The following is a 23,412-nucleotide window of genomic DNA, read 5'->3' as shown; positions in this document are numbered from 1 at the left end:
GACTTCACCCGCCCAAGGCGGCGGAATCGGCGCAGTAAAACAGCGCTGATGTTACACTATCGGCATGAAAGCGCCTCCCTTTATCCATTTACGCCTCCATTCCGAATTTTCTGTGACCGACGGTATCGTCCGCCTGGACGACGCGGTTAAACGCGCCAAGACTGAGCAAATGCCGGCCTTGGGCGTTTCGGATTTAATGAACTTGTTTGGCATGGTCAAGCATTACAAAGCTTGTCGCAATGCCGGCCTGAAACCGATTGTTGGCGTTGATGCCTGGGTCGAAAATGAAGACGACCGGGATAAGCCTTACCGCATTTTACTAATTTGTAAAAACCGTGCCGGCTATGGTCGCCTTTGTGAGCTATTGACCGAAGCCTACAAGCATAATCAATACCGAGGCCGCGCCGAGCTGAAAAAAGCCTGGCTGGCCGCCGGCGATAACAGTAGCCTGATTTGCTTATCAGGGGCGGAGCTGGGTGAAGTTGGGCAATACATCCTTGCCAATAACGATGCAGCGGCGCTTGCGGCGGCGCAATGGTGGCAGGCGCAGTTCGCGGGCAACTACTACTTGGAAATTCAGCGCACCGGCAATCCTAGTAGCGAAAATAGTCTGCAAGGGCATCTCGATTTAGCCGCTCAACTCGATTTACCGGTGGTGGCCACCCATCCAATTCAATTTATGGATCGGGAGGACTTTAAAGCCCACGAAGCACGCACCTGCATTGCCGAAGGCTATGTCATGGCCGACAAGCGCCGGCCCAAACGCTTTACCGAAGAGCAATATTTCAAATCGGTCAGCGAAATGCAAACCCTGTTTGCAGATCTGCCCGAAGCCCTAGCCAATACCACGGTGATTGCGCAGAGCTGTAATCTGAATGTGGTACTAGGCAAAAACTACCTGCCGCTCTTCCCTACCCCCGATGGCATGACGCTGGATGATTTTCTGGTGTATGAGGCCAAACGCGGCTTGGAAATGCGCCTTGCGCAGCTATACCCTGATGAGACTAAACGCGAAGCCGAGCGCCCACGCTATTACGAACGGCTGAAGTTTGAAACCGACACCATTATTCAGATGGGATTTCCGGGTTACTTCCTGATCGTAGCGGACTTCATTGCCTGGGGTAAGGTTAACGGCTGCCCGGTTGGCCCGGGCCGTGGCTCGGGTGCAGGCTCGCTGGTGGCGTATAGCCTCGGCATTACCGACATCGACCCGACCGCCTACGCCCTGCTGTTCGAGCGTTTCCTGAACCCTGAGCGGGTATCGATGCCCGACTTCGATATCGACTTTTGCCAGGAAAACCGCTGGCGTGTGATTGAATACGTGCGGGAAAAATACGGCGCCGAAGCGGTCAGCCAGATTGCCACTTTCGGTACGATGGCAGCCAAAGCCGTGGTGCGCGATGTGGGCCGGGTGCTGGATTTGCCGTATATGTTCTGCGATGGCGTCTCAAAACTGATTCCCGCCGCCCCGGGCAAGCAATATAGCCTTGATGATGCGGTGGAGATGGTGCCCGAGCTTGCCGAGCGGATCGAGCGCGAAGAAGAGCTCAAAGAGTTGTGGGAGCTGGCGAAAAAACTCGAGGGCCTCACCCGTAATATCGGCATGCACGCGGGTGGCGTATTGATTGCCCCCGGCCAAATTACCGATTTCTGCCCGGTGTATCAGGCTGCGGGCGAAGACGCCTCGCCCGTGTCGATGCTGGATAAAGACGATGTTGAGCAAGTGGGCCTCGTGAAGTTTGACTTCTTAGGCCTGCGCAACTTAACGATTATCGAGTTAGCGCTGCAATACATCAAAGCGCAAACCGGCGAATACCTCGATTTAATGAGCTTGGGCTTTGAAGATCAGGCCGCCTATCAGGTGTTCCGCGATGCCAATACCACCGGCGTCTTCCAGGTCGAGTCGGACGGGATGAAACGCCTGCTGGAAAAGCTCGCCCCCGACCGTTTCGAGGACATTATTGCGGTATTGGCCCTTTATCGCCCGGGCCCGCTGGGCTCGGGGATGGTGGACACCTTTATCAACCGGAAAAAAGGCATCGAGCAGCCCGACTATTTCCACCCAGACTTAGAAAAATGCCTTGAGCCGACCTACGGCGTGATCGTGTATCAAGAACAGGTGATGCAGATTTCGCAGATTATCGGCGGCTATACCCTCGGTGGCGCCGATATGCTGCGCCGCGCGATGGGTAAGAAAAAGCCAGAAGAAATGGCTAAGCACCGGGCGACCATTGCCGAAGGTGCGGCCAAGAAAGGCTACGATCCGGCACTGGCCGAGCAGCTGTTCGACCTGATGACCAAGTTTGCCGAGTATGGTTTTAATAAATCGCACACGGCCGCCTATGCAGTGGTGTCGTACCACACCGCTTGGCTCAAAGCTCATCACACCGCCGCCTTTATGGCTGCCACGATGTCATCCGAGCTGGATAACACCGATCAGCTGAAAGTTTTTTACGATGACTGCATCGAAAAAAATAGGCTCGAACTCCTACCGCCGGATGTCAATCAAAGCTTCTATCGCTTCGTGCCGGTCGGCAAACGGCAAATCCGCTATGCGCTGGGTGCCATCAAGGGTGTGGGCGAGAGCGCCGTGAATATGATCGTGGCCGAGCGCGAGAAAAACGGCCCGTTCACCGATCTGTACGATCTGTGCCGCCGCACCGATAAAAAAGAGGTGAATAAACGGGTACTCGAAGCGCTGATCCGTGGCGGGGCGTTTGATGCCATCGACGACCATCGCGCCCGCTTGATGGCCAATGTGGAGCAAGCCATGGCCGTGGCCGATGCCGAAGCGGCCAACGCCAATCAGATTAGCTTGTTCGATATGCTCGAACCGGCTGCGGCCCCGCAAATCGAAATGATTGAAGCGCCGCGCTGGGATGATAAGGTCAAGCTCGCCGAAGAAAAAACCGCGATTGGTTTTTATCTGTCGGGGCATCCGTTTGACGCCCACGCCAAAGCCATCAAAGGCCTGATCAAAACCCGGCTCGATCGGCTGCAAAACCAGCGCGAACCGCAATTTATTGCCGGGATTGTGGCTGGGATGCGCGTCAAAAACGGCGAACGCGGCCGGATGGGCTTTGTGCAGCTGGATGACGGCAATGGCAAAGTTGAAGTGGCGCTGTTTTCCGACGTATTTGAAGCCAATCGCACCAAAGTCAAAGACGATGCTTTGATCGTGGTGGAAGCAAAAGTCTCGGAAGACCGTTTCTCCGGCGGGCAGCGAATCGTGGCCGAGCGGGTATTCGATATCGCCGAAACCCGCAGCCATTTTGCCCGCGTATTGCGCCTCAACCTGGGCACGCAAGCCGATGAAGCTCGGCTACGGCAAGTGCTGTCAGCGCATTGCGCCGATGAAGGCTGCGCGGTCGAGGTGGATTATCAAAACAGCACGGCGCGTTGTACCGTGCGACTGGGGCAGCACTGGCGCGCGGTGCTGCGTGATGAATTGCTGCTTGAGCTCAAAGAATGGCTGGGGCCACAGGCGGTGGAAGTGAAGTTCTAGCCGCGAGCAAGCTCTTCTCGGCAAATTCAAGCAAAGACTTGCCCAATTAAAAACCCCGCTTCGGCGGGGTTTTTAATTATTCAGACATACCCTAGGCAGTATGCAGTGATGGTGCAAGCTGCGCGGGCTTCCCAAAGAAATACCCCTGCGCATAATCCACCCCAATGGCGGCCAGCTCTTGCAGGATAGCCTCATTTTCCACGAATTCGGCGATCGTTTTACAGCCCAAGCTGTGGGCAATATCGTTCACGGCAATCACCATTTGCCGGCTGACTTTATCATGCGCAATATCCGTCACCAGCGAGCCATCAATCTTCAGGTAATCCACCGGTAGCGATTTCAGATAATTAAACGAAGAGAAGCCGCTGCCAAAATCATCTAGCGCAAATTTACAGCCACGGGTGCGCAAGGTCTCGATAAAGATCGACGATTCTTTGAGATTGGCAATCGCCGCTGTCTCGGTAATCTCAAAACAGATCAGATACGGCGGCACCTGCGCCTGATCCAGTTGCGCTAGAATAAAGGCTAGCGTTTGCTTGGTGAGCGATTTGCCCGAAAGATTAATCGCAATATGCGGCAAATCTTCATTGCGACTTTGGCAATCGGCTAGATAGCGGATACTGTTTTCCACCACCCAACGATCCACCTGCGCCATCATGTCATAACGCTCGGCGGCCGGAATAAATGCCCCAGGCGCAATCACCCGCCCCTGCTGATCAATCATCCGCAACAGCACTTCCAGATGATGCGCGGACTGATTCAATTGGTTCATCGGCATGATGGCCTGATAGTAAAGCAGGAAGCGGTTTTGCTCGAAGGCCTCTTTTAGGGTGGCCAAAAGCTGGATTTCATTGTGCCGCTCTTGCAGGCTACCATCTTCGTGGCTGTACCAACTAAGTTGGTTTCGCCCGGCATCTTTCGCGGCAAAACAGGCCACATCGGCCTGGCTCATAGCCTCTTGCGGGCTAGCGCATTCTTCATCCAGCTGCACCAGGCCAATACTTACCGTAACGCCATGCGGGCGATCCTGCCAGACAAAACGAAATTGCATCAGCGCATGCAGAATGCGCTCGGCCAAGAGTTCAGCCTCTTCGCGCGTTGCCGAATTCAAAAGTACGCCAAATTCATCGCCACCTAAACGCCCCAGTAACGAGCGCCCCGGCAGCATCAAACCTTGCAATAGCGCAGTGACATTTTTCAGCAGCTCATCCCCAGCCAAATGGCCGCAGGTGTCGTTAACTACTTTGAATTGATCCAGATCCAGCAGCATCAAGTATTGCTGGGTTTGCCCCTTCAGCGCCGCCTCATGCGCACGCGCCAATGCCGCTTCAAACCCGCGCCGATTGGTTAGGCCTGTCAGGTAATCATGCTCGGCCTGATAGGCAAGTTTCTCGGTAAGGGCTTGCGATTCGGTCACATCGTGCAACACTAGCACCAGCCCAACCACCTGACCGTCCTGATCAGAAATTGGTGCCACGGCGTATTCCACATGCAACTGATGACCATCGCGATTAAGTAGCGTCGCTTTCAGGCCATTTTGCGGCTTGAGTTTGTCGCGCGCCGCCAGAAGCACGCGATACAAATCATCGGGCGTGAGATCCCCCCCTAAACAGAGGATATCGGCAACATAACGTTCACGGGCATCATGGCTGGACCAGCCGCACAATGATTCGGCCGCAGGATTAATCAGCTTGATTCTAAATTCGCTGTCGGTGGTGATGATGGCGTCGGTAATCGAAATCAGCGTAACTTCCGCCAGCTCTTTTTCAACATACAGCGCCCGCTGCGCCAATTCGCGCTCTTCGTGTCCGCTACGAATATTGCGGCGCATTTCATTGATTGCATCAACCAGCGTCTGCATTTCATCCGGCTTCGCGTGGCTGCGTAGGATTTTTAAGGGCTCGGATAAATGCTGATAATTAAAGCGTCGAGTGTAATCAGCGATCTGGCTTAAATGCCGCGCGATTAAACGATGATATAAAAATAAAAAGAAGATCGCTGCACAGCCCATGCCAATCCCTTGCAAGATGAGCAAGCGGATAAACTGGGCGTACAGACGGCTTTCCAGCTCATTCAAAGTGCTGCTCAGCTGCAATTCACCAAGCACCACCTCTTTATTATTCAGCGGGTGCTGGTACACCACAGGGAATTTGGCCGTTACCACATTGTGCTTGAGATCCTGCGACTCCCCCGCGACATACTGCTGACCATCACTTTCGACCAACACGACATGCTTCACCACGCGGGTTTGCAGTAGCGAATCAAGCTGGCCACGAATTGCCTCAGTATTCACAAGCCATAGATTGGAGGCTAATTGCGGCGTTACGCTTCGCCCCAAGGTCTGCAGATCGGATTGGGTCTGCGCCAAGCTGCGATCATATTCGAGCTTGAGCAAGAAAAGCGTCATCGCAACGGTTACCACCAGCCCCGAGGCGAACACCGCAATAATCAGGTGCCAAGCTAAACGGTTTGCGGTGTAAAAACGGCCGATGCGGTGGAAAAATTGAGAAAACACCTAAGTGGACACCTGATTAATTCATTTGAAACATCGTGCTGGATTCAGAATAAACGCAGCCTTGTAAGGAAACAAGTCTGATCGTCAGCGCAACCGCGATTAAGCGACATCTCACCAACATTGCAAGTCTTTATCAATACCAAGCGACAGCAAACCCGAGCGCAGCGAAAGTTATGCGCTGAACAGCCAGCAATCGCGAATAATCGGTAATTGTACCGCAGCAGCGCAAAAAAAGTGTTGTAAATCAATGGCGCACATTCTATATACCCCTTGCGGGTATCAGGTATAGCCACTAAGATACCCCTATGGGTACTTCCTCGCACACATCAGCCAGCAATCATTCTCTGCAGATACCTATCGAGGGGATGAGTTGTGCTGCCTGTGCGCAGCGTTTGGAAAAACAACTCAATCGGCTGGACGGCGTCGCCGCGCAGGTGAACTTCGCCACCGAGATCGCTAGCATCAGCACCGATCCCGCGCATTGGCCTGCTGTGCTGGCGCAAATCAGCGCCAGCGGCTTTCAAGCCCGCATGCAGACGATTAACTTCAAGATCGGCGGTATGAGCTGCGCGGCCTGCGCGACGCGGCTGGAGAAAGTGCTGAATAAAAAGCCGCTCTTAAGCGCGACAGTCAATTTCGCGAGCGAAACCGCTACCCTCACTGCGCCGCATGGGCTGTATAGCATTAGCCAGCTGCAAAACTGGATTAGTCAGGCAGGGTTTACTGCTAACACAGAACAAACCGAACCCGAGCGAAGTCGCAACACAACACGCGCCCCACTACCACTGATCCTAGCTTTGCTCTGTGCAGTGCCGTTCTGGCTGGACATGCTGCTGATGCTTGCTGGCGTGCATGCGCTGGCCTTGTCAGCTTGGTCGCAGCTGATCTTAGCCACACTGGTTCAAGCCATCGCCGGTTGGCGTTTTTATCGCGGCGCCTGGCTGGCGTTGCGTGGCGGCGCTGCGAATATGGATGTGCTGGTGGCTCTCGGCACCACGGCAGCTTGGGGGCTGAGTGTTTGGCATCTTTTTGCGCAAAATCCAGCCTTGTATTTTGAAGCTAGCGTTACGGTGATTGCGCTGGTCTGGCTGGGCAAATGGCTGGAAGAGCGGGCCAAGCGCCAAACCGGGGCCGCCATCCGAGCCTTGCTCACGCTACAACCGACTACGGCCCGCGTACTACGCGCTGAACAATGGCAAGAGTTACCGATCGCCGCATTGCAGCTCAACGATATCGTGCAAGTGCGGGCCGGTGAAGCCATCCCGATTGATGGCGAACTGCTGCTTGGCGCGCTCAGCGTGGAAGAAGCCATGCTCACTGGCGAAGCGCAGCTGCAAGAAAAAACCAGTGGCGACATCGTATATGCCGGCACGCGCAATCAGCTTGGTAGCGCACAAATCCGTGTTACCGCGCTCGGGGCCGACACACAGCTCAATCAGATTATCCAACTGGTGCAAGCCGCCCAAGGCAGCAAAGCGCCGATTCAGCAACTGGCTGATCGCATCTCGGCTTGGTTTGTACCGGCGATTTTGCTGATCGCCACGCTCACTTTGTTTGTCAATTTATACTTCCTGCCCGCAGCCGACGCCGCCATCTTGCGCGCGGTCGCCGTGCTGGTGATTGCCTGCCCTTGCGCGCTCGGCTTAGCGACGCCCGCTGCGGTGATGGTCGGGCTGGGGCTGGGGGCGCAACGCGGTATTCTATTTCGCAACGCCGGCGCTCTCGAAACCGCCAGCCAGCTCAATACCCTGTTGGTAGATAAAACCGGCACCCTGACCACCGGTGAGCCCAGCCTGCAAGAGCTGATCGTGCTGGATAGCAAGTACAGCAGCAGCGAACTCCAGAGCCTGGCCGCAAGCCTAGAGCAACACAGCCAGCACCCGCTGGCGCGCGCCATTTTGGCAGATCTGCCCGCCTCGGCGCTGTGGCCAGCGAGCGACTTGCAGCAGGAAGCTGGCGCGGGTTTAAGCGGCACAGTGAATGGGCTGCAGATTCAAGTGGGCAAGCCTGAGTGGGCGTTTGCTGGCCAGCATACAGATACATACCAGGCGTATCTTTCCAGCGGCTATACGCTAGTTGGCATTGCGATCAATACCCGCCCTGCCGGCCTGATATTATTACAAGATACTTTACGCACCAGCACCCCCGAAGCCGTGCAGACTCTGCGCGCGCACGGGGTAGCCTTGGAAATCTGGAGTGGTGATCAACCCGCCGCGGTGGTGGCCATCGCGCAGCAGCTCAACATTTCGGCTGCGCATGGGCGTAGCACCCCGGCCGACAAACACGCCGCTGTCACCCGCCTGCAAGCCAGCGGGCAGCGCGTGGGCATGGTTGGCGATGGGATTAATGATGCACCCGCCTTGGCCGCCGCCGATGTCAGCTTTGCCATGCAGGCCGGCGCCAGCGTGGCATTGGAAACCGCTGATATCACACTGATGCACAACGATTTACGTCAGATCAGTAGCGCCATCGTGCTCTCGCAAGCCACCTTGCGCAAGATCCGGCAAAACCTGTTTTTTGCTTTTATTTACAACATTCTGGGCATTCCGCTGGCGGCCTTGGGTTGGCTCAACCCGATGCTGGCCGGCGCAGCAATGGCGCTGTCATCGCTATCGGTGATTGGCAACGCCTTGCTGCTGAAACGAATGCGCTGGTGAGGAATGAAGATGAGTACGCACAGCAGTATTGAAATCAACATTGCGGGCATGAGTTGCGGCGGCTGTAGCGCAGCGGTCACGCGTGCATTGGAAGCCGTTGCGGGGGTGATTTCAACCACCGTGACCTTAAACCCCGGCAAGGCACACATCGTGTTCGATGCCACGCAAACCAGCCGCGCGGCGCTGGAAACCACCATAGAGGAAGCTGGATATGACATCATCCCTGAAGCAAGAGCGTGAAAACAAAGATCAACTGATCAAACGCCTGAACCGCATTGTCGGTCAGGTGTCTGGCATTACCCGCATGATCGAAGAAGATCGCACCAGCAGCGAAGTGCTGAATCAAGTGGCTGCCGCACGCTCTGCGCTGGATGCCCTGGCTTTGATTCTGCTTGAGCAACAAACTCAAGATTGCATCGCCCAAGCGCTGAAAGCCGGCAAGGCCGACGCGGCAGTGGCGGATCTCTTGCAAGTGATTAAGAAAGTACGTGGCTAAGCCTTGATGCCGCATCCAGCAAAAAACCACGCCGCGGCGTGGTTTTTTCTGGCTATGACTAGCGCCAACCCAATACGTATATAGCGCTAAGCCAATATTAATAAGATCTAGAGCAACATACCCAGACAGGTATTGCAGCAGGGATTACAGCGGCTGCAGATTCAATTTCTTAAACAGCGCCTTATCACCTTCCACATCCGGGTTACCGGTGGTCAGCAGTTTATCGCCGTAGAAAATCGAATTCGCTCCCGCCAAGAAACACAGCGCCTGCATTTGCTCAGGCATTTGCTGACGGCCGGCCGAGAGGCGAACATAGGTCTTTGGCATGATAATCCGCGCTACGGCAATCGTGCGCACGAACTCGGTCCAATCGACTTTTTCCGAGCCATCAAGCGGCGTGCCATCAATCTGCACCAGATTGTTGATCGGCACCGAATCCGGTTGCGGATCAAGATTCGCCAGCTGGGTAAGCAAGCCCACCCGATCCAGCCGCGTTTCACCTAAGCCAACAATCCCGCCGGTGCAGACATTCAGCCCGGCTTGGCGCGCTTTACCGAGGGTATCGAGCCGATCGGCGTAGCTATGGGTGCTGACGATATCGCTGTATTTTTCTTCCGAGGTATCAAGATTGTGGTTGTAGTAATCCAGCCCTGCGTCTTTGAGCTGTTCGGCCTGACCTTCTTTGAGCATGCCGAAAGTGGCACAGGTTTCTAGCCCCAGCGCTTTCACGCCGGCGATCATTTTCTTTACTTCATCCAGATCGCGGTTTTTCGGGCCGCGCCACGCCGCGCCCATACAGAAGCGTGAGGCGCCGTTTTCTTTGGCCACCGCCGCTACGGCAATGACTTCGTCGGCGTCCATCAGCTTTTGCGCTTCCAGACCGGTGTCATAGCGTTTGGATTGCGAGCAATAGCCACAGTCTTCCGAACAGCCGCCGGTTTTGACCGACAAGAGTGTCGAAAGCTGCACTTTATTGGCATCAAAATTGGCGCGATGCACTTGCTGCGCTTGAAAGAGCAGATCATTAAACGGCAGTGCAAACAGCTCGGCCACCGCTTCCCGGCTCCACAATGCTTGTTCTGGATGCGGGGTATGGCGCTTGAATTCGATGGTTTGACATTGGCTCATGCGGTGGCAATTCCTGTTTGGTTCTAAGCTTGAAACTGGATTGTCCGAATGAGCGCCAGCATTGTCAAATTTATTCACGCATTTTTTGAACAACTTTATCCCGCAACAATGTTTGCTCTGCCGCAGCCTGCATCTGGGGGGTGCGCATGCTTGTTGCCCAGCTTGCCAGGCACAGCTGCCGCGCTGGGAGCAAACCAGCAGCTGCCCGCGCTGCGCCCGCCCCGCCACGGCAGGCGAGTTATGCGGCCAGTGCCAGCGCCATCCGCCCGCCTTTACGCGCAGCTATGCCTTATATCTCTATACCTCACCCATCAAAGAGTTGATTCAGGCCGCGAAATTTGCCGGGCAGTGGCAACATCTACGGAGCCTAATGCCGCTCAGCTTACCCGTGTGGCAACACGAGTTGAACTGCATCGATGCCCTGATCCCGCTCCCGCTGCACCCGCAGCGCTTGCGCGAACGCGGCTTTAATCAGACTATGGAGCTGACCCTCGGGCTGGCCAGCCAGCTGCAGCTCCCCATCCACGCCCACGCTCTCAGCCGCCAGCGCGACACCGAACATCAAGCCCGTTTGAGCGCGCGGGCGCGCTGGAAAAACGTCCGCCGTGCTTTTGCTGCACATGGTAATCTCACCGGACAACGCGTGCTGCTCATTGATGATGTGATGACCAGTGGCGCCAGTCTGCATGAGGCCAGCCGCACGCTGCTGGCTGCGGGCGCCAGCGAGGTGTGGACTTTGGTGCTGGCGCGCACACCCGACGGCTTAACGCGCAAGCCATAAAACTCAATCATGCATGCCTAATCAAAACTCAGCGTGTATTTCACATCCACCGAGCTTTCATCCACCCCGACCCGTGAAACGATCGACCAATTGCGCGAGAGCTGTAGGGTGAAATTCACCGCATCGCTCAGGCCATTAAAGCTTTTTTCCAGCCCGACTTTCAGATTGCGGGTAAGGCGCTTGCTCACCGTTACAATCTGCGTGGTCGTGCCATCGCTTTCTTCTTTGGATTTGTAACCCACTTCATCAATCCCAAAGTCCCCCAGCAGGTCATCGGTGAGCGATGAGCCAGCGCCGCCATTGCTGGCCATGGCGTTCAGCAATTGCAACACCAGCGCGCCATCGGATTTCTCCATACTTTCAGTACCATGCCCGAACAGCAGCCAGGCGATTTTTTCCGCATCGGGTACATTGGGCTCGGAATACAGCGATACTCGCGGCGAATTGGCCGTGCCACGCACTTCCACCCCGGCTTCTACGGCCTGATCACGGCGAATGGCCAAAATATCTAGAGTTGGATTATCCAAAGGCCCATTAAAGGACAGAATACCGCGCTCTATCGCCAGCTTTTGCCCGTAGGCTTTGTACTCGCCGCCTTCGGTGTTGATGGTGCCTACGGCTTTGAGGGTTTGTTTGGCGTCGGCCCGCACCCTGATCTTGCCTTGCAGGCGGGAATCGAGCCCGGCGCCACGGAACATAAACTGCTCGCCCAGATCGAAATCCACCTGCAGCGAAAACGGTGTCACTTCGGCGCGCTGGCGCTCGGCTTTGCGCCCTTTGATCAAGACATCCGCGCCCAGTTTTGGCGCATCCCCCGCCATTTGCGGCAAGCCTACATCGGCCTCATCGGCCCGGAACTGGCCGGTAATGTCCATGATGTTGTCTCTGAAATTCAGCGCGCCATTGCCGGATAACACCAAGAACAAATCACTTCGGCTCATGGCCGTAAAGCGGCTCGCGGTCAGCTTAAGCCCACCATTGGCTTTGCCACCCCGAAAATCCACTGCGCCGCTACCGGTGAGGCTGCCTTTGCCGCCCTTAAAATTAAAGGCGTTCACCTTTACCTGCTGGCCCACGAGGCCTAATTCAATCACCCCATCACTGAGTTTGGCGCCGCTGGCCGGGTCGTCAAAAGCCAAGCCATCTGCCCGTGCTACCCCATCAAGCACCGGCAGGGTGAGCGTACCGCTGCGATGTACATCTAGCCGCGCCTTACCCTGCAGCTTAGCCCCCGCGAGGAAGGGATTAAAGACACTCAGATCAGGTAGCTGGCCATTCAGGCGCACATCCAAAGGCGCGTGCTGGGCTAGGCGGCCGGCTTCCAGATCCAGCTGGGCCTGCGTGCTGGCGCTGATGCTGCCAAAGCGCTGGGTCTGGATTTGTAGCTGGCCATTCAGGCGATTCATCTGCAGATTGCCATTCAGTTGCAGATTTTGCAGCGTCAGCGGCAGGCGCTGGCCATTTTCTTCCAGCCAGGCCAAATCACCGGCTTGTCGGGCCAAATTGAATTGCCCATTTAAGACCCCGCTATAGTGCAGCTGCCACTGGCCAGCCAAAATGAGGTCCGTGCGTGGGTTATTAAGCTTGGCCAGCTGCAACCATTCGGCCAGCACCCCTTTTTGCAGCTGCCCACTACTGTCCAATGCGCCGTTTTGCCATTGGGTTTGCTGCAGGCTAAGCAGACTTTGCCCCACTTGCAGATTTGCGGCCCCCAGATTCACCCGCTGCGCGCTTAGCTGCAAACTGGGGCTATTGCTTAGCTTAAAAGGTAAGCCGAATTGCCCACTAAGGCGATCAAGCGCGCCCAGCCATTGCTGATTTTGCAGCCCGCCATGGGCGGCCAGCTGCAGATTGATGGCTTGCGCGCCTTGTTGGCCGCTGGCACTGAGATTGAGCTGATGCTGCTGCAGCACACCTTGCAGCGTCAGCGCCGCCTGCTGGATGTGCGTCTCGCCCAGCTGCAAACCGCTTAGATTCAGCTGGCCATTTACCGGGCTATTGTTTTGCACACTGGTACTCAGTTGCAGGCGCGCTTGCTCTAGCTGCAGCCCTGCCACTTGCACGCCTTGCGCCTGCAAATTAGCCTCCACCTGCGGCTGGGCAAAGCGCCCGCGCAGCTGGCCTTGCCCGCTGGCTTTGCCGGCGAGGCCAAAGCCAACATGCGCCAGATTGGGTAGCTCCAGCCGCCAATCAAGTTCATCACCCGCAGCGCCCAAGGCGCCTTGGGCGCTAAGGCGATTGCTGCCGAGGCTAAGCCAGAAATCACTTTGCGTTAGGCGCTCGGGCGTGAGTTTAAGCACGCCGTTACCAGCCAAAGCTTGGCCATTAAATACACTCTCGGCTAATTGATATTGCAAATCCAGCTGGGGTTTAGGCTGCAAAGCGCCTTTTAATTTAGCCTGCAAGCCAATACGCCCCGCTGGTATCCCCTGCAGCCATTCGGCTGGATTCCAGCTGCGGGCTGCGAGCTCCAGTTGAAAATCATTGGGAGCATTGAGGTTGAATTCGCCCTTGGCCGTCAGCTGGCTGGCGCCGTGGCGCACTTCAGCCTGCCGGATCGCCAGTCGCCGCTGGGTTTCGGGCTTGATCCAGCCTAAATCAAGCTGCAACGCCACTTGGCGGCTACTGTCTTCAATCTGCCCCTGCACACCGGGGCTGAGCCATGGCCCCAGCAATTTGAGCTGCCCTTGTAGCGCAGTTTTGGGTTGGGTGCTCCACAGTGCCTGAGCATCCAGCTGTTTCACCTGCAGCTTGAGTGCCATTTTGCCCTGCTCAACTTCACCTTGCGCCAGGAGCAGGCCTTTGCCCGGCACATTCAGCGTCAAATCTTGCACCCGCAAGCGCTCGCCCTGCACCTGCAGTTGGGCCAGCAGACGCTCGAGCGGCAAGCGCTGCTGATCCAGTGCGCCGGGTTGGCGATTATGCACTTCAATTTTCGCCTCAACCCCAGTGGGCGTAGGCTTAAAATTCGCTTGTAACAGTAAATCAGCCTGCGGAGCTGCCGGCACCCAAGCAGCCGGATTAAACCCCGCCAGCTGCACATCACCATGGCGCACCATTTGATAGGCATAGGGCGCAAAGGCATCGATTTGCACATTGCCCTGTGCACTGACTTTGGCGTGTTTGAGCTGCAACTTGAGCTGCAAATCGCGCAGCGGCCCGCTCAGCTGGCCTTGGGCGCTAAATGCCTGCTCTTCCACCACCCCAGCAAATTGCACACTACCACCGCTATAAAACGGTGCTTTACCTTCGATATTCAGCTTGGCGTTCACTTGCCCTTGCGGCAATTGCAACTGACTTAGGGTCAGCCGGTGAAAGCGGCCATTACTGGACACACTGGCGGCCAGATCGCGCAGCACCACGCCATCAACATCCAGTTTGACAATCCGCAGCTGATCCAGATGAATACCCAATGGCAGGGTTAAATCAGTGGGCGGTGGCGACGGTGGCGCTTGCGGCGGTTTGGGGGCGGTCTGGATCGTGAGCTGCCCGAGCGATACCCTAGGTAGGCTTAGGTCGCGCACCAGCAATAGATATGGCTCCCAGGCCAATACCCCGTAATCCAGCTCCAGTTTTAAATCAGCCGTCTTCACTTTGAGCTGTTTGATGGTGATTTCTGACCAGAATGAGCCTTCGATACTCTGCACCTGCGCCACATCGCTGTGGTTGATCAGATCCACCAGCCAGTAACGGCCTCGTGCCGAATCCACCCAGCTTAAGGCCAGCACTGCCAGCAAGCTCAAGAGCCCGAAGGTTAGCAGCGTACTCCACACTAGCGCCCGCAGTACGCGGCGCACTAAGCCATAGCGAGGCTTAGGTGCAGGCTGCGGCGGAGTTGCTGCATCGGCCCCTGATGGCTCAGGATGATTTAACTGCGGCTCAGGCGTACTCAAAACACCAACCCCATGGCAAAGTGAAAGCGGATCTGCTGCAGGTCAACGCCATACGCCAAATCAAAACCAATCTGCCCCACCGGGCTATTCCAGCGCCCACCGACGCCGACCCCGGTCACCGTCTCAAGGTTATGCCAGGCCTCGCCGGCCCCGCCATGATCGACAAACAGCGCAGCTTTCCAGTTTTTGACAATTGGGTGCTGATATTCGACCGAGGCCGTGGCCAGAACCTGACCGCCAATCACCGAGCCATTGCTCTTCACCCCCAGCGATTGATAGTCATAGCCGCGGACACTGCCCGAGCCGCCGGCACGAAACAGCCAATCCGAGGTAATGCCTTCGGGCGATTTAGTAAAGGTCTCGCCCAGCGCGCCTTGCAAAATCACCTGCCCATCCTGGCCAATCCGGTGGTAATACGCCCCGCGGCCGTACAGCCGTAAAAAGGTCGCATCACTGAGTAAATACGCCGAGGCGCCGCCAATCTCGAGCTGTGCCAAATAACCATTGCGCGGGTTGCGGCGGTTATCCAGTTTGCGTTGCGTCCAGATGTGATTGAGGGTCAGGGTTTGCGGACGCTCTTCGCTGCCATCATTAAAGCGGCGATTTTCAATCTGATATTGCAGATCAAAAGTGCGCTCGATTTCATCGCCCTTTTTCAGCCGGGAAACACCGGTTTTATACAGTTGCGAATCCAGCCCCTGTAAATCCTGATGCAGATAGCTCAGCCACACCCGATGTTCCCAATCACTGCGGCTTTGCGGCAAGGTGACCGATTGCTCAAACGCTTGCTCACGCTGCTCTAGCCGGATACGGCTATCCGCCACCCAGCCACGATTGAATAAATTCAAATAGCGGTAAGCCAGCTCCGATTTCAGCAAGGTATTGGTGCTGTAACCCACACTGCCATTCACTCGATGCAGCGGTACTTCTTGCACATCAATGCGAATCGGCGCGGTATAGGGCTCTTCACCGCTGAGCTCAACATCGACCAAGGCGGTGGCAAATTGCGGCAGATTTTGTAGCTCGGTTTGTAACTCCAGCAACTCGCTGCGGCTATAGGGGGTACCCGCCGGGATTTTCACCCGATCGTGGATCAAAAATTCAGGGTAACGCGACAGGCCATGGATGGTGTATGGGCCAAAGACATAGGCTGGGCCACTATCGAGCACCAATTGATAGCTGGCCTCGGCGGTGACCGGGTCAATGCTGGCTTCACTGCTCAGCAGGCTGGCGGCGGGGAAATCGCGATTTTGCAAAATCTGCAGGCTGCGCTTTTTGTATTCATCCCAGCTGCTTTGGCTAAAGGGCTGGTTTTCCAGATTTTGTCCACGACGGCCAAGGCGCTCGTTCACGCGGGCCAGCTTTTCCGGATCATGGTTAATCACGCCCTGCAGATCAACAGAGGTATGCTTCACCAGCGTTTGCGGTCCGGGCGTTACTCGCAGATACACTACCGGGGTATTTTGCTCTTGGCGTAATTCGCTCTCGATGGTCGGGGCAAAGTAGCCGGCAGTGGCCAACAATTCGGTCGCGGCCGCCGGCAAGCCACTGACTTCACGCGCCAGTAGCTCAGGGGTCAGGCGGTTTTTCTTTTGCCACTGAAATAAATTCAGATATTGCAGCACATCGCTGACTTCACCGGGGGCTTCCAGCTGGATTTTGTAATGCAATGAGCTGTCCTGCGCACACACCGGGGCGCACAGTAGCACGGCAGTCCAGGGAACGATCCAGCGCAAATCAGCCACTCCTTTGCAAAAGGGCAACTCTACCAAAATCCCCGCCCGGCGGCAGCCAACACGGAAAAAATGGGCAAAAAAAACCCGATTCGTGCGGGGGCACGGAATCGGGCACAGGAGGATGGAGTCGATTGCGCAACCTAAGTCACGCGGGTACTACTTACTGCTACAACACACACACTACAAAACACTCGGCCAAAGCGGCGAGTCGGGCTCTTAGCGAGGCAGGGTCAGCTGCCAACCGTAAGATTTAACCAGCAGTTGCTGGAAAGACTCGACAGTTTTGGAAAATTTAATCAGCGAACGCATGATACTTCTCCTTGTCTAGTGGCCCTTCACCGCGAAGAACCGTTTGCTCATTCGATGACTGAACTTTATCAAAACTACGAAACTAGCGCAAGCATTTTTGTAGCTTTACTACGTACAGATTTGTAACAACAACCAACTAAAACTACAAACAACCCCACTCAACCCCTGTTTTTTAAGAACTATTTTGTAATAATGACAAATAGGTGAAAATTCACAACGTAGCTAAACTACGTAAAAACCCTGATTAGCGCGCTAACAATTTCTGCTTCAGGCTCTCTTGCACGGGTTTATTGCCAAACCAGATCGTGAGTAAATCGCGCGCAAACTCATCCCCGGCAATCACCCCCAGTAATTTGCCGCGAAACTGTACCCGTACGCCTTCACCTGGCAGTAGATCAAGCTGAATCACATCCCCGATTTTGGCTTCTTTGGCGGAGAGCAGTAGTTTTTCCAGCTCGGCAATCCGCGCCGCATGGGCGGTGTATTGCACGGCGCTCAGATTGTCTTTTAGCCCTTCGCTCAGCGCCTCGGCCAAGGTTTTACCATCCACATCGCGCAGCATATTCAACTGCAAGCGCCGTGGCTGGCGCAAGGCCAGCACTGCCGAGGGGTCGTTGAGCTTAGCCGGGGTATAGAGCGCCGCCACATACACCTCGAACATCAGTTTTTTACGCACCCCGGCGCCATTGAGCTGCAGGCTTTTGCCCGCCAGCTCCACCTGATCCGGCAAGATAATGCCGGCCACTTCAGCCGCCCACAGTGGCTGCATCGCGCAAGCCAGCAAGACCGTTAAAATTTGTTTTTTCATGGCTTTACTCCAGCGACAAAAAAGCCCACCAAGGCGGGCTCAGATTGATGACAAACCCCACTCGCGAAGCGAGGCTCCCCTCAAGGAGGGGACGGGAGGGGTGGGTATAGAACATCAAGGCTGCAGATTCAAAGCCTTCGCCCTTAGGCTCGGCTTTGCTGAGACTTAAAAAGTATTGCTCTTCCACTTGGTCAGCAGCCTGAGCCCGCCAAGGCGGGCTAGAAAAATTAGACCTGATTACAGCACCTGCAAAATCCCCGCAGCCCCCATGCCTGTGCCGATACACATCGTCACCATGCCATAGCTGCCGGCTTTACCCTGGCGGCGCAGGCCGTGGATCAGGGTGGCGGCACGAATGGCGCCGGTGGCGCCCAGCGGGTGGCCGAGCGCGATCGCGCCGCCGTTGGGATTCACCTTGCTCATATCCAGCCCCAGATCGCGGCTCACCGCCAGCGCCTGAGCAGCAAATGCTTCATTCAGCTCAATCCATTCCAGTTGATCTTGCTGCAGACCAGCGAGTTTCAAGGCGGCCGGAATGGCTTCTTTCGGGCCAATCCCCATGATTTCTGGTGGCACACCTTTGACGGCAAAGGTCACATAGCGGGCCAGCGGGGTCAGGTTGTACTCCTTCAGGATTTTCTCTGACACCACAATCAGCGCAGCCGCCCCATCCGACATTTGCGAGCTATTACCAGCGGTGACCGAGCCATTTTTTTGCGGGCTAGCAAATACTGGTTTGAGTTTGCCCAGTCCTTCAAGGCTAGTGTCGGCGCGCGGGCCTTCGTCAGCACTCAGTACCTTGGTGAAAGTTTCAACTTCACCGGTGGCCAGATTGGGCACCCGATAGGTAACTTCCAGCGGTGCGATTTCATCGGCAAATGCCCCATTGGCGGTGGCCGCTAAAGCACGGGTATGTGAAGCCAGGGCAAAGGCGTCTTGGTCTTCACGGCTAATCCCCCACTGGGTAGCCACTTTTTCCGCGGTCAGCCCCATGCCGTAGGCGATAGCTACATTTTCATCCCGCTCGTAAATCGAGCTACCGAGTGAGAGCTTATTACCGCCCATCGGCACCATCGACATCGATTCGGTACCCGCGGCGATCATGACATCGGCTTCACCGAGGCGGATTTTGTCGGCCGCCAGCGCCAGCGCATTAATTCCGCTAGAGCAAAAGCGATTGATGGTAATGCCGCCAACGGTATTGGGCAGGCCCGCCAGCAAGGCGCCAATCCGCGCCACATTCATGCCCTGCTCACCTTCGGGCATGGCGCAACCGACCACCACATCTTCCACTCGCGCCGGATCTAGCGCCGGCACTTTGGCCATCGCGGCGCGGATCACATGGGCCAGCAAATCGTCGGGCCGAACATTTTTAAGCATGCCGCGTGGCGCTTTGCCCACCGGGCTGCGCACGGCGGCGACCACATAAGCTTCCTGAATTTGTTTGCTCATTACGAGCTCCTCAAATAAATACGTCTAAGCCAGCTTGGGTTGGGTACTGCGTAGCAGCACTACCAAACGCGTTTTCGCTTGCTAGGGCTGCAGGATATTCCCCAACCCCAGCAAAGACCGCGCGTGTAGGCCGCCAGCCCCACCTTAATTGCGCAGTGGTTTGTTAAATTCGATCATGTGCATGATGCGTTCCTGGGTTTTGCCCTTTTTCAAGAGCCCCATAAAGCGTTCACGCTCCAGCTTCAGAATCCAGTCTTCATTCACCAAGGTGCCGGCTTCAACATCGCCACCGGTCACCACTTCGGCGATTTGCATGCCGATATGGAAATCGTATTTGGAAATGAAACCACCTTCGAGCATATTGACCAGCTGCCCGCGAATGGTTGCCGCGCCTGAGCGGCCCGCCACCGGGAAGGCTTTGGGTGGCAGTGGCGGCCGATAGCCTGAGGCCGCCAGTGCACGCACCTGCGCTTGAGCGACATACAGCAACTCGTTGGCATTCATCACCACGATATCGGACTCGCGCAAATAGCCGATTTGCTGGCCTTCTTCTGCGCTGGTGCCGACTTTGGCCGTTGCCATCGCCAGATAAAAATCTTTCAGCGTTTCCAGGATATTGCCATTGCGCGCCAGCTTGGCCGCACGCTGGGCGAATTCTTTGCACCCGCCACCGGCTGGCAGCAGGCCAACCCCAACCTCAACAAGCCCGATATAGGTTTCCACATGGGCCACGACACGGGCGCAATGCATGAGGAATTCGCAGCCACCGCCAAACGCATACCCTTGCGCTGCGCCAACCACCGGCACTTTGGCGTATTTGATGGCCTGCGAAGTAGCCTGAAACTCGGCCACCATGTGCTCAATCGCCGCAAAATCACCGGTCATAAAGGCCGGCCCCATACTGAGCAAATCGGCGCCCACCGAGAATGGCGCCTCAGGGTGCCAGATCACCAAACCTGGGTGGTATTGCTCCGCAAGCTTGATAGCTTCTTGCACTCCAACCAATACACCGGCACCGATACAATGGGCTTTGGTTTTAAAGCTGAGCACTGGCACATCTTGGCCACCTGTTGCGGTGGGTGGCAACCACATCCGCACACTGTCATTTTCGTACAGGGTTTGGCCATAATCTGGCGCCGCCTCGCCCAGCAGACGTGGCGGGTAAAGCTGCCGCTGATACACCGGCAGATTCGAGCGCGCCTGCAAAGTATTCGCCGCCGCACTGTAGGAGCCACCCGCAGCATGGACACCCTCGCGCTGCATGACCCAAGCAGGCAGCGGCGTGGCCGACAGTGTTTTGCCCGCGCTAATGTCAGCGGCAATGGCCGCCGCAACAGCTTGCCAGCCAGCCGCTTGCCACATTTCAAATGGGCCTTGCTGCCAGCCAAAACCCCAGCGGATTGCAAAATCTACATCGCGCGCATTGTCGGCAATATCTGCCAATTGCACGGCAATGTAATGCCATACGTCACGCAAGCAGGCCCACAAGAATTGGGCCTCAGGCAGCTCGGAGGCGCGCAGCGCTGCAAGCCGCGCAGCCGGGTCTTCGATTTTCAGCAGTGCCTTCACTGCATCGCTGGCTTTTTGCCCGGCAGGGATATACTCACCCGCGCTTGGGTCGAGCATCAGCAGCTCTTTGCCATTCTTTTTGTAAATACCTGCCTTGGTTTTTTGCCCCAGCGCGCCATTGGCGATCAGGCCTTGCAGCCAATCTGGCGTTTTAAACAGGCCATGCCATGGATCATTACCCAAGGTATCGGTCATGGTTTTGACCACATGGGCAAAGGTATCAAGGCCGACCACATCGGCGGTACGGAAAGTGGCTGATTTGGGCCGCCCCAGCCGTGGGCCAGTTAGATCATCGACCACATCAAAGCGAATGCCGAAGGTTTGCGCATGATGGATGGTGGCCAGCATGGAAAAGACGCCAATGCGGTTGGCGATAAAGTTCGGCGTGTCTTTGGCACGCACCACGCCTTTACCCAAGCGCATCGTCAGGAAAGACTCAAGGGCATCCAGGGTATCGGCCTGCGAGCCTTGTGTAGCAATGAGTTCCACCAGATACATATAGCGGGGTGGATTAAAGAAGTGAATCCCGCAAAAGCGTGGGCGCACTTCAGCCGGCACACTGGCGGCCAGGCTTTCAATCGACAGGCCCGAGGTATTGGTAGCCAAGATCGCATGCGGCGCCAGATGCGGCGCAATCTTGGCATACAGATCGGCCTTCCAATCCAGCCGCTCGGCAATCGCTTCGATCACCAGATCACACTCTGCCAGCCGTGCCAGATCACTGCCGTAATTTGCGGCCTCAATCGCATCTACCCGCCCTGCCGACATTAAGGGTGCCGGCTTGAGTTTTTTCAGATTATCCAGCGCTTTGAGCACGATCCCGTTTGGGTCGCCCTGCGGGGCCGGCAAATCAAACAGAATGGTGGGAATGGAGGCATTGGCCAGATGGGCCGCGATTTGCGCCCCCATCACACCCGCGCCCAGAACCGCAACCCGGCGAATGGGCGCCGCGCCTTTGGGTGACAAAACAGCAGTCATTGTTGGAACCTCTATTGGGTGCAGAGCGCACCCGCAGCGAAAGCATCAGGTGGCTGCAGAGGCAGCCACCACCTGCCGGATTTTCCCGGCTACGCAAAGAGCAATGGGCTTAGAAACGATGGTTGTATTGCACACCCAGCGTTACTGAGCTGATGTCGTAATTACCGCGCACCGTCGCCCCGTTTTGGTCTTTCTGGGCGATGGTTGAGTTTTTCAGATCCACATAAATCGCGGTGAGATCCACCGATTGGGTTGGAGTGAAGGCATAGTTAGCCCCCAGCGCCACCCAGACCCGATCGCTATCGGGAATACTAGCGATGCGGTTTTGGTCATTTTCTGGCGCGTTGTCATAGGCCAAACCGCCGCGCAAAGTCCATTTCTCGGTCGGTTTGTAGCTTACGCCCACCGAGTAACGGCTGGTGTCATTCCAGTTGGTTGGGGTTACCGAATCAGCGGCACCCTCAAGCTTGATGCGGATTTCGTCAAAGCGTGAATGACGGGTCCAGGTGTAGTCAGCCATTACCGCCCATTGTTCATTGATTTGATGGAAGGCATTGAGCGAGAACGACTCAGGTGTTTCGACTTCCAGCGTGGCGGCCTTGTTTTTCAGCTGGGCATTCAGGCCAGCCTGAATCTGCCCACCGGCGGCGGCACCCAGAGCACTGCTGGCAAAATTCTGCGGCACCGTGAATTTGGCATCCCCTTCCAGCTTGTGTTTGATCGCCGAGCGATAGGCCACACCCACGCTAGTAGCTTCTGACAATTTAAACGTAGCGCCCAGATTGAAGCCGTAGCCGATATCGTCACCGGTGACTTCCGAGCTGCCGTCATATTGCGTTTTGCTGGCCAGCGCCCGCATCAGCGCACTACACGTTGCAGCAGGCACCGATTTACACGCGGTTGAGGCGGCCGAGAGACCCAGATCGAGCTGTTTAGCGAGCTTACCTTCGATGTACTGCACGCTCACGCCAGCCCCGATGGTCACCATATCGTTAAACTTATAGGCCACGCTCGGGTTCAGATTGAAGGTCATCAGCGAGCTTTCGGTGGTGTTGTAGCGGCCCACCCAATCTTTGCTGTAATCGGTGTGCGAACCAAACGGCACAAACATCCCGACCCCGACCGTCCAGCGATCATCAATCTGATGCGTCAGATACATATGCGGTACTGGCGTGGCGACACCAAAGCTGCCGCCATTGCTGCCCGTCACCGCCATCCCCGCTGCATTGGTGGAATTGGTGTTAGTGAAATTACCGTCCGGAATGATGTAGTTGAGTACCCCAGACACTTGCGTGCCTTCAACTTGCGACATGCCGGCCGGGTTATAAAACAACACGGAAGCATCAGTCAGACCGGCGGCACCGGCATTGGCAAAGCCCTGGTTGGATGCGCTTTGCGTGCCAAAGTTGTAGCCCGAAGCCAGCGCTTGGCCAGCCAGCAGCGCCGAGCCGACGCCAATCAGTTGCAGTGAGCGGCAAATCGTTTTCATGTTGTTTCTCCAGTGTGTGGTACGCACATTCCCGCCAGTTGTACTGGCAGAGTTTCTATTTATTCAAAACATCCACGCGAAGATTGCAATTGGATG

13 protein-coding genes are annotated in these 23,412 nt (G+C 56.1%); 5 read left to right on the top strand and 8 right to left on the bottom strand.

Annotation, left to right across the window (positions count from 1 at the left end; genetic code table 11):
* Nucleotides 1–64: 64 nt before the first annotated feature.
* On the top strand, nt 65–3,505 hold the full coding sequence (gene dnaE, locus QV747_RS02060; protein WP_273428733.1) for a DNA polymerase III subunit alpha: 3,441 nt from the start codon (nt 65–67) through the stop codon (nt 3,503–3,505).
* A 91-nt stretch (nt 3,506–3,596) separates the two neighbouring features.
* On the opposite strand, the gene QV747_RS02055 is transcribed toward dnaE, so the two are convergent.
* Nucleotides 3,597–6,020: an EAL domain-containing protein gene (locus QV747_RS02055; RefSeq protein WP_273428731.1), complete on the bottom strand. Its 2,424-nt coding sequence runs from the start codon at nt 6,018–6,020 to the stop codon at nt 3,597–3,599.
* Between the two features lie 305 nt (nt 6,021–6,325).
* Between QV747_RS02055 and QV747_RS02050 the strand changes: the two genes are divergently transcribed.
* Genes QV747_RS02050 through QV747_RS02040 form a run of 3 tightly spaced genes read left to right on the top strand, consistent with a single transcriptional unit; the run spans nt 6,326 to nt 9,173 of the window.
* Nucleotides 6,326–8,677, top strand: a complete 2,352-nt coding sequence (locus QV747_RS02050; RefSeq protein WP_273428730.1) for a heavy metal translocating P-type ATPase — start codon at nt 6,326–6,328, stop codon at nt 8,675–8,677.
* Between the two features lie 9 nt (nt 8,678–8,686).
* Nucleotides 8,687–8,917: a heavy-metal-associated domain-containing protein gene (locus tag QV747_RS02045; protein ID WP_028448965.1), complete on the top strand. Its 231-nt coding sequence runs from the start codon at nt 8,687–8,689 to the stop codon at nt 8,915–8,917.
* On the top strand, nt 8,889–9,173 hold the full coding sequence (locus QV747_RS02040; protein WP_028448964.1) for a metal-sensitive transcriptional regulator: 285 nt from the start codon (nt 8,889–8,891) through the stop codon (nt 9,171–9,173). Before QV747_RS02045 ends, QV747_RS02040 begins: the two co-directional genes overlap by 29 nt.
* 144 nt (nt 9,174–9,317) lie before the next feature.
* On the opposite strand, the gene bioB is transcribed toward QV747_RS02040, so the two are convergent.
* Nucleotides 9,318–10,301, bottom strand: coding sequence for a biotin synthase BioB (bioB, locus tag QV747_RS02035; protein ID WP_047393768.1), 984 nt, complete (start codon nt 10,299–10,301; stop codon nt 9,318–9,320).
* 61 nt (nt 10,302–10,362) lie between these two features.
* Between bioB and QV747_RS02030 the strand changes: the two genes are divergently transcribed.
* Nucleotides 10,363–11,082, top strand: a complete 720-nt coding sequence (locus QV747_RS02030; RefSeq protein ID WP_273428725.1) for a ComF family protein — start codon at nt 10,363–10,365, stop codon at nt 11,080–11,082.
* 17 nt (nt 11,083–11,099) lie between these two features.
* Here the strand turns inward: QV747_RS02030 and QV747_RS02025 are convergent, their stop codons facing one another.
* The 6 genes from QV747_RS02025 to QV747_RS02000 form a co-directional block, all read right to left on the bottom strand.
* Nucleotides 11,100–14,975, bottom strand: coding sequence for a translocation/assembly module TamB domain-containing protein (locus QV747_RS02025; RefSeq protein WP_273428722.1), 3,876 nt, complete (start codon nt 14,973–14,975; stop codon nt 11,100–11,102).
* Nucleotides 14,972–16,711, bottom strand: coding sequence for an autotransporter assembly complex family protein (locus QV747_RS02020; protein ID WP_273428720.1), 1,740 nt, complete (start codon nt 16,709–16,711; stop codon nt 14,972–14,974). The genes QV747_RS02025 and QV747_RS02020 overlap by 4 nt, the downstream gene beginning before the upstream one ends.
* A gap of 553 nt (nt 16,712–17,264) precedes the next feature.
* The gene (locus tag QV747_RS02015) at nt 17,265–17,828 is read right to left on the bottom strand and encodes a chalcone isomerase family protein (RefSeq protein ID WP_273428718.1); all 564 of its coding nucleotides are present in this window, start codon (nt 17,826–17,828) and stop codon (nt 17,265–17,267) included.
* Between the two features lie 237 nt (nt 17,829–18,065).
* On the bottom strand, nt 18,066–19,280 hold the full coding sequence (locus QV747_RS02010) for an acetyl-CoA C-acyltransferase (protein WP_028448958.1): 1,215 nt from the start codon (nt 19,278–19,280) through the stop codon (nt 18,066–18,068).
* Between the two features lie 144 nt (nt 19,281–19,424).
* On the bottom strand, nt 19,425–21,827 hold the full coding sequence (locus QV747_RS02005) for a 3-hydroxyacyl-CoA dehydrogenase/enoyl-CoA hydratase family protein (RefSeq protein ID WP_273428716.1): 2,403 nt from the start codon (nt 21,825–21,827) through the stop codon (nt 19,425–19,427).
* Nucleotides 21,828–21,936: 109 nt separating this feature from the next.
* Nucleotides 21,937–23,316 (bottom strand): OmpP1/FadL family transporter, encoded by a 1,380-nt coding sequence (locus QV747_RS02000; protein ID WP_273428714.1) that lies wholly within the window; start codon nt 23,314–23,316, stop codon nt 21,937–21,939.
* Nucleotides 23,317–23,412 lie beyond the last annotated feature (96 nt).

The sequence above is a fragment of the uncultured Chitinibacter sp. genome (assembly GCF_945957625.1).
Classification (GTDB): Bacteria; Pseudomonadota; Gammaproteobacteria; order Burkholderiales; family Chitinibacteraceae; genus Chitinibacter; species Chitinibacter tainanensis.
This window is presented reverse-complemented; position numbering and strand designations above follow the sequence as displayed.

Excerpts from the sequence above, each read along its gene's own strand:
- dnaE (WP_273428733.1), top strand. The coding sequence starts at position 65 with ATGAAAGCGCCTCCCTTTATCCATTTACGCCTCCATTCCGAATTTTCT.
- QV747_RS02040 (WP_028448964.1), top strand. The coding sequence starts at position 8,889 with ATGACATCATCCCTGAAGCAAGAGCGTGAAAACAAAGATCAACTGATC.
- QV747_RS02010 (WP_028448958.1), bottom strand. The coding sequence starts at position 19,280 with ATGAGCAAACAAATTCAGGAAGCTTATGTGGTCGCCGCCGTGCGCAGC.
- QV747_RS02050 (WP_273428730.1), top strand. The coding sequence starts at position 6,326 with ATGGGTACTTCCTCGCACACATCAGCCAGCAATCATTCTCTGCAGATA.
- QV747_RS02045 (WP_028448965.1), top strand. The coding sequence starts at position 8,687 with ATGAGTACGCACAGCAGTATTGAAATCAACATTGCGGGCATGAGTTGC.
- QV747_RS02000 (WP_273428714.1), bottom strand. The coding sequence starts at position 23,316 with ATGAAAACGATTTGCCGCTCACTGCAACTGATTGGCGTCGGCTCGGCG.
- QV747_RS02015 (WP_273428718.1), bottom strand. The coding sequence starts at position 17,828 with ATGAAAAAACAAATTTTAACGGTCTTGCTGGCTTGCGCGATGCAGCCA.
- bioB (WP_047393768.1), bottom strand. The coding sequence starts at position 10,301 with ATGAGCCAATGTCAAACCATCGAATTCAAGCGCCATACCCCGCATCCA.
- QV747_RS02005 (WP_273428716.1), bottom strand. The coding sequence starts at position 21,827 with ATGACTGCTGTTTTGTCACCCAAAGGCGCGGCGCCCATTCGCCGGGTT.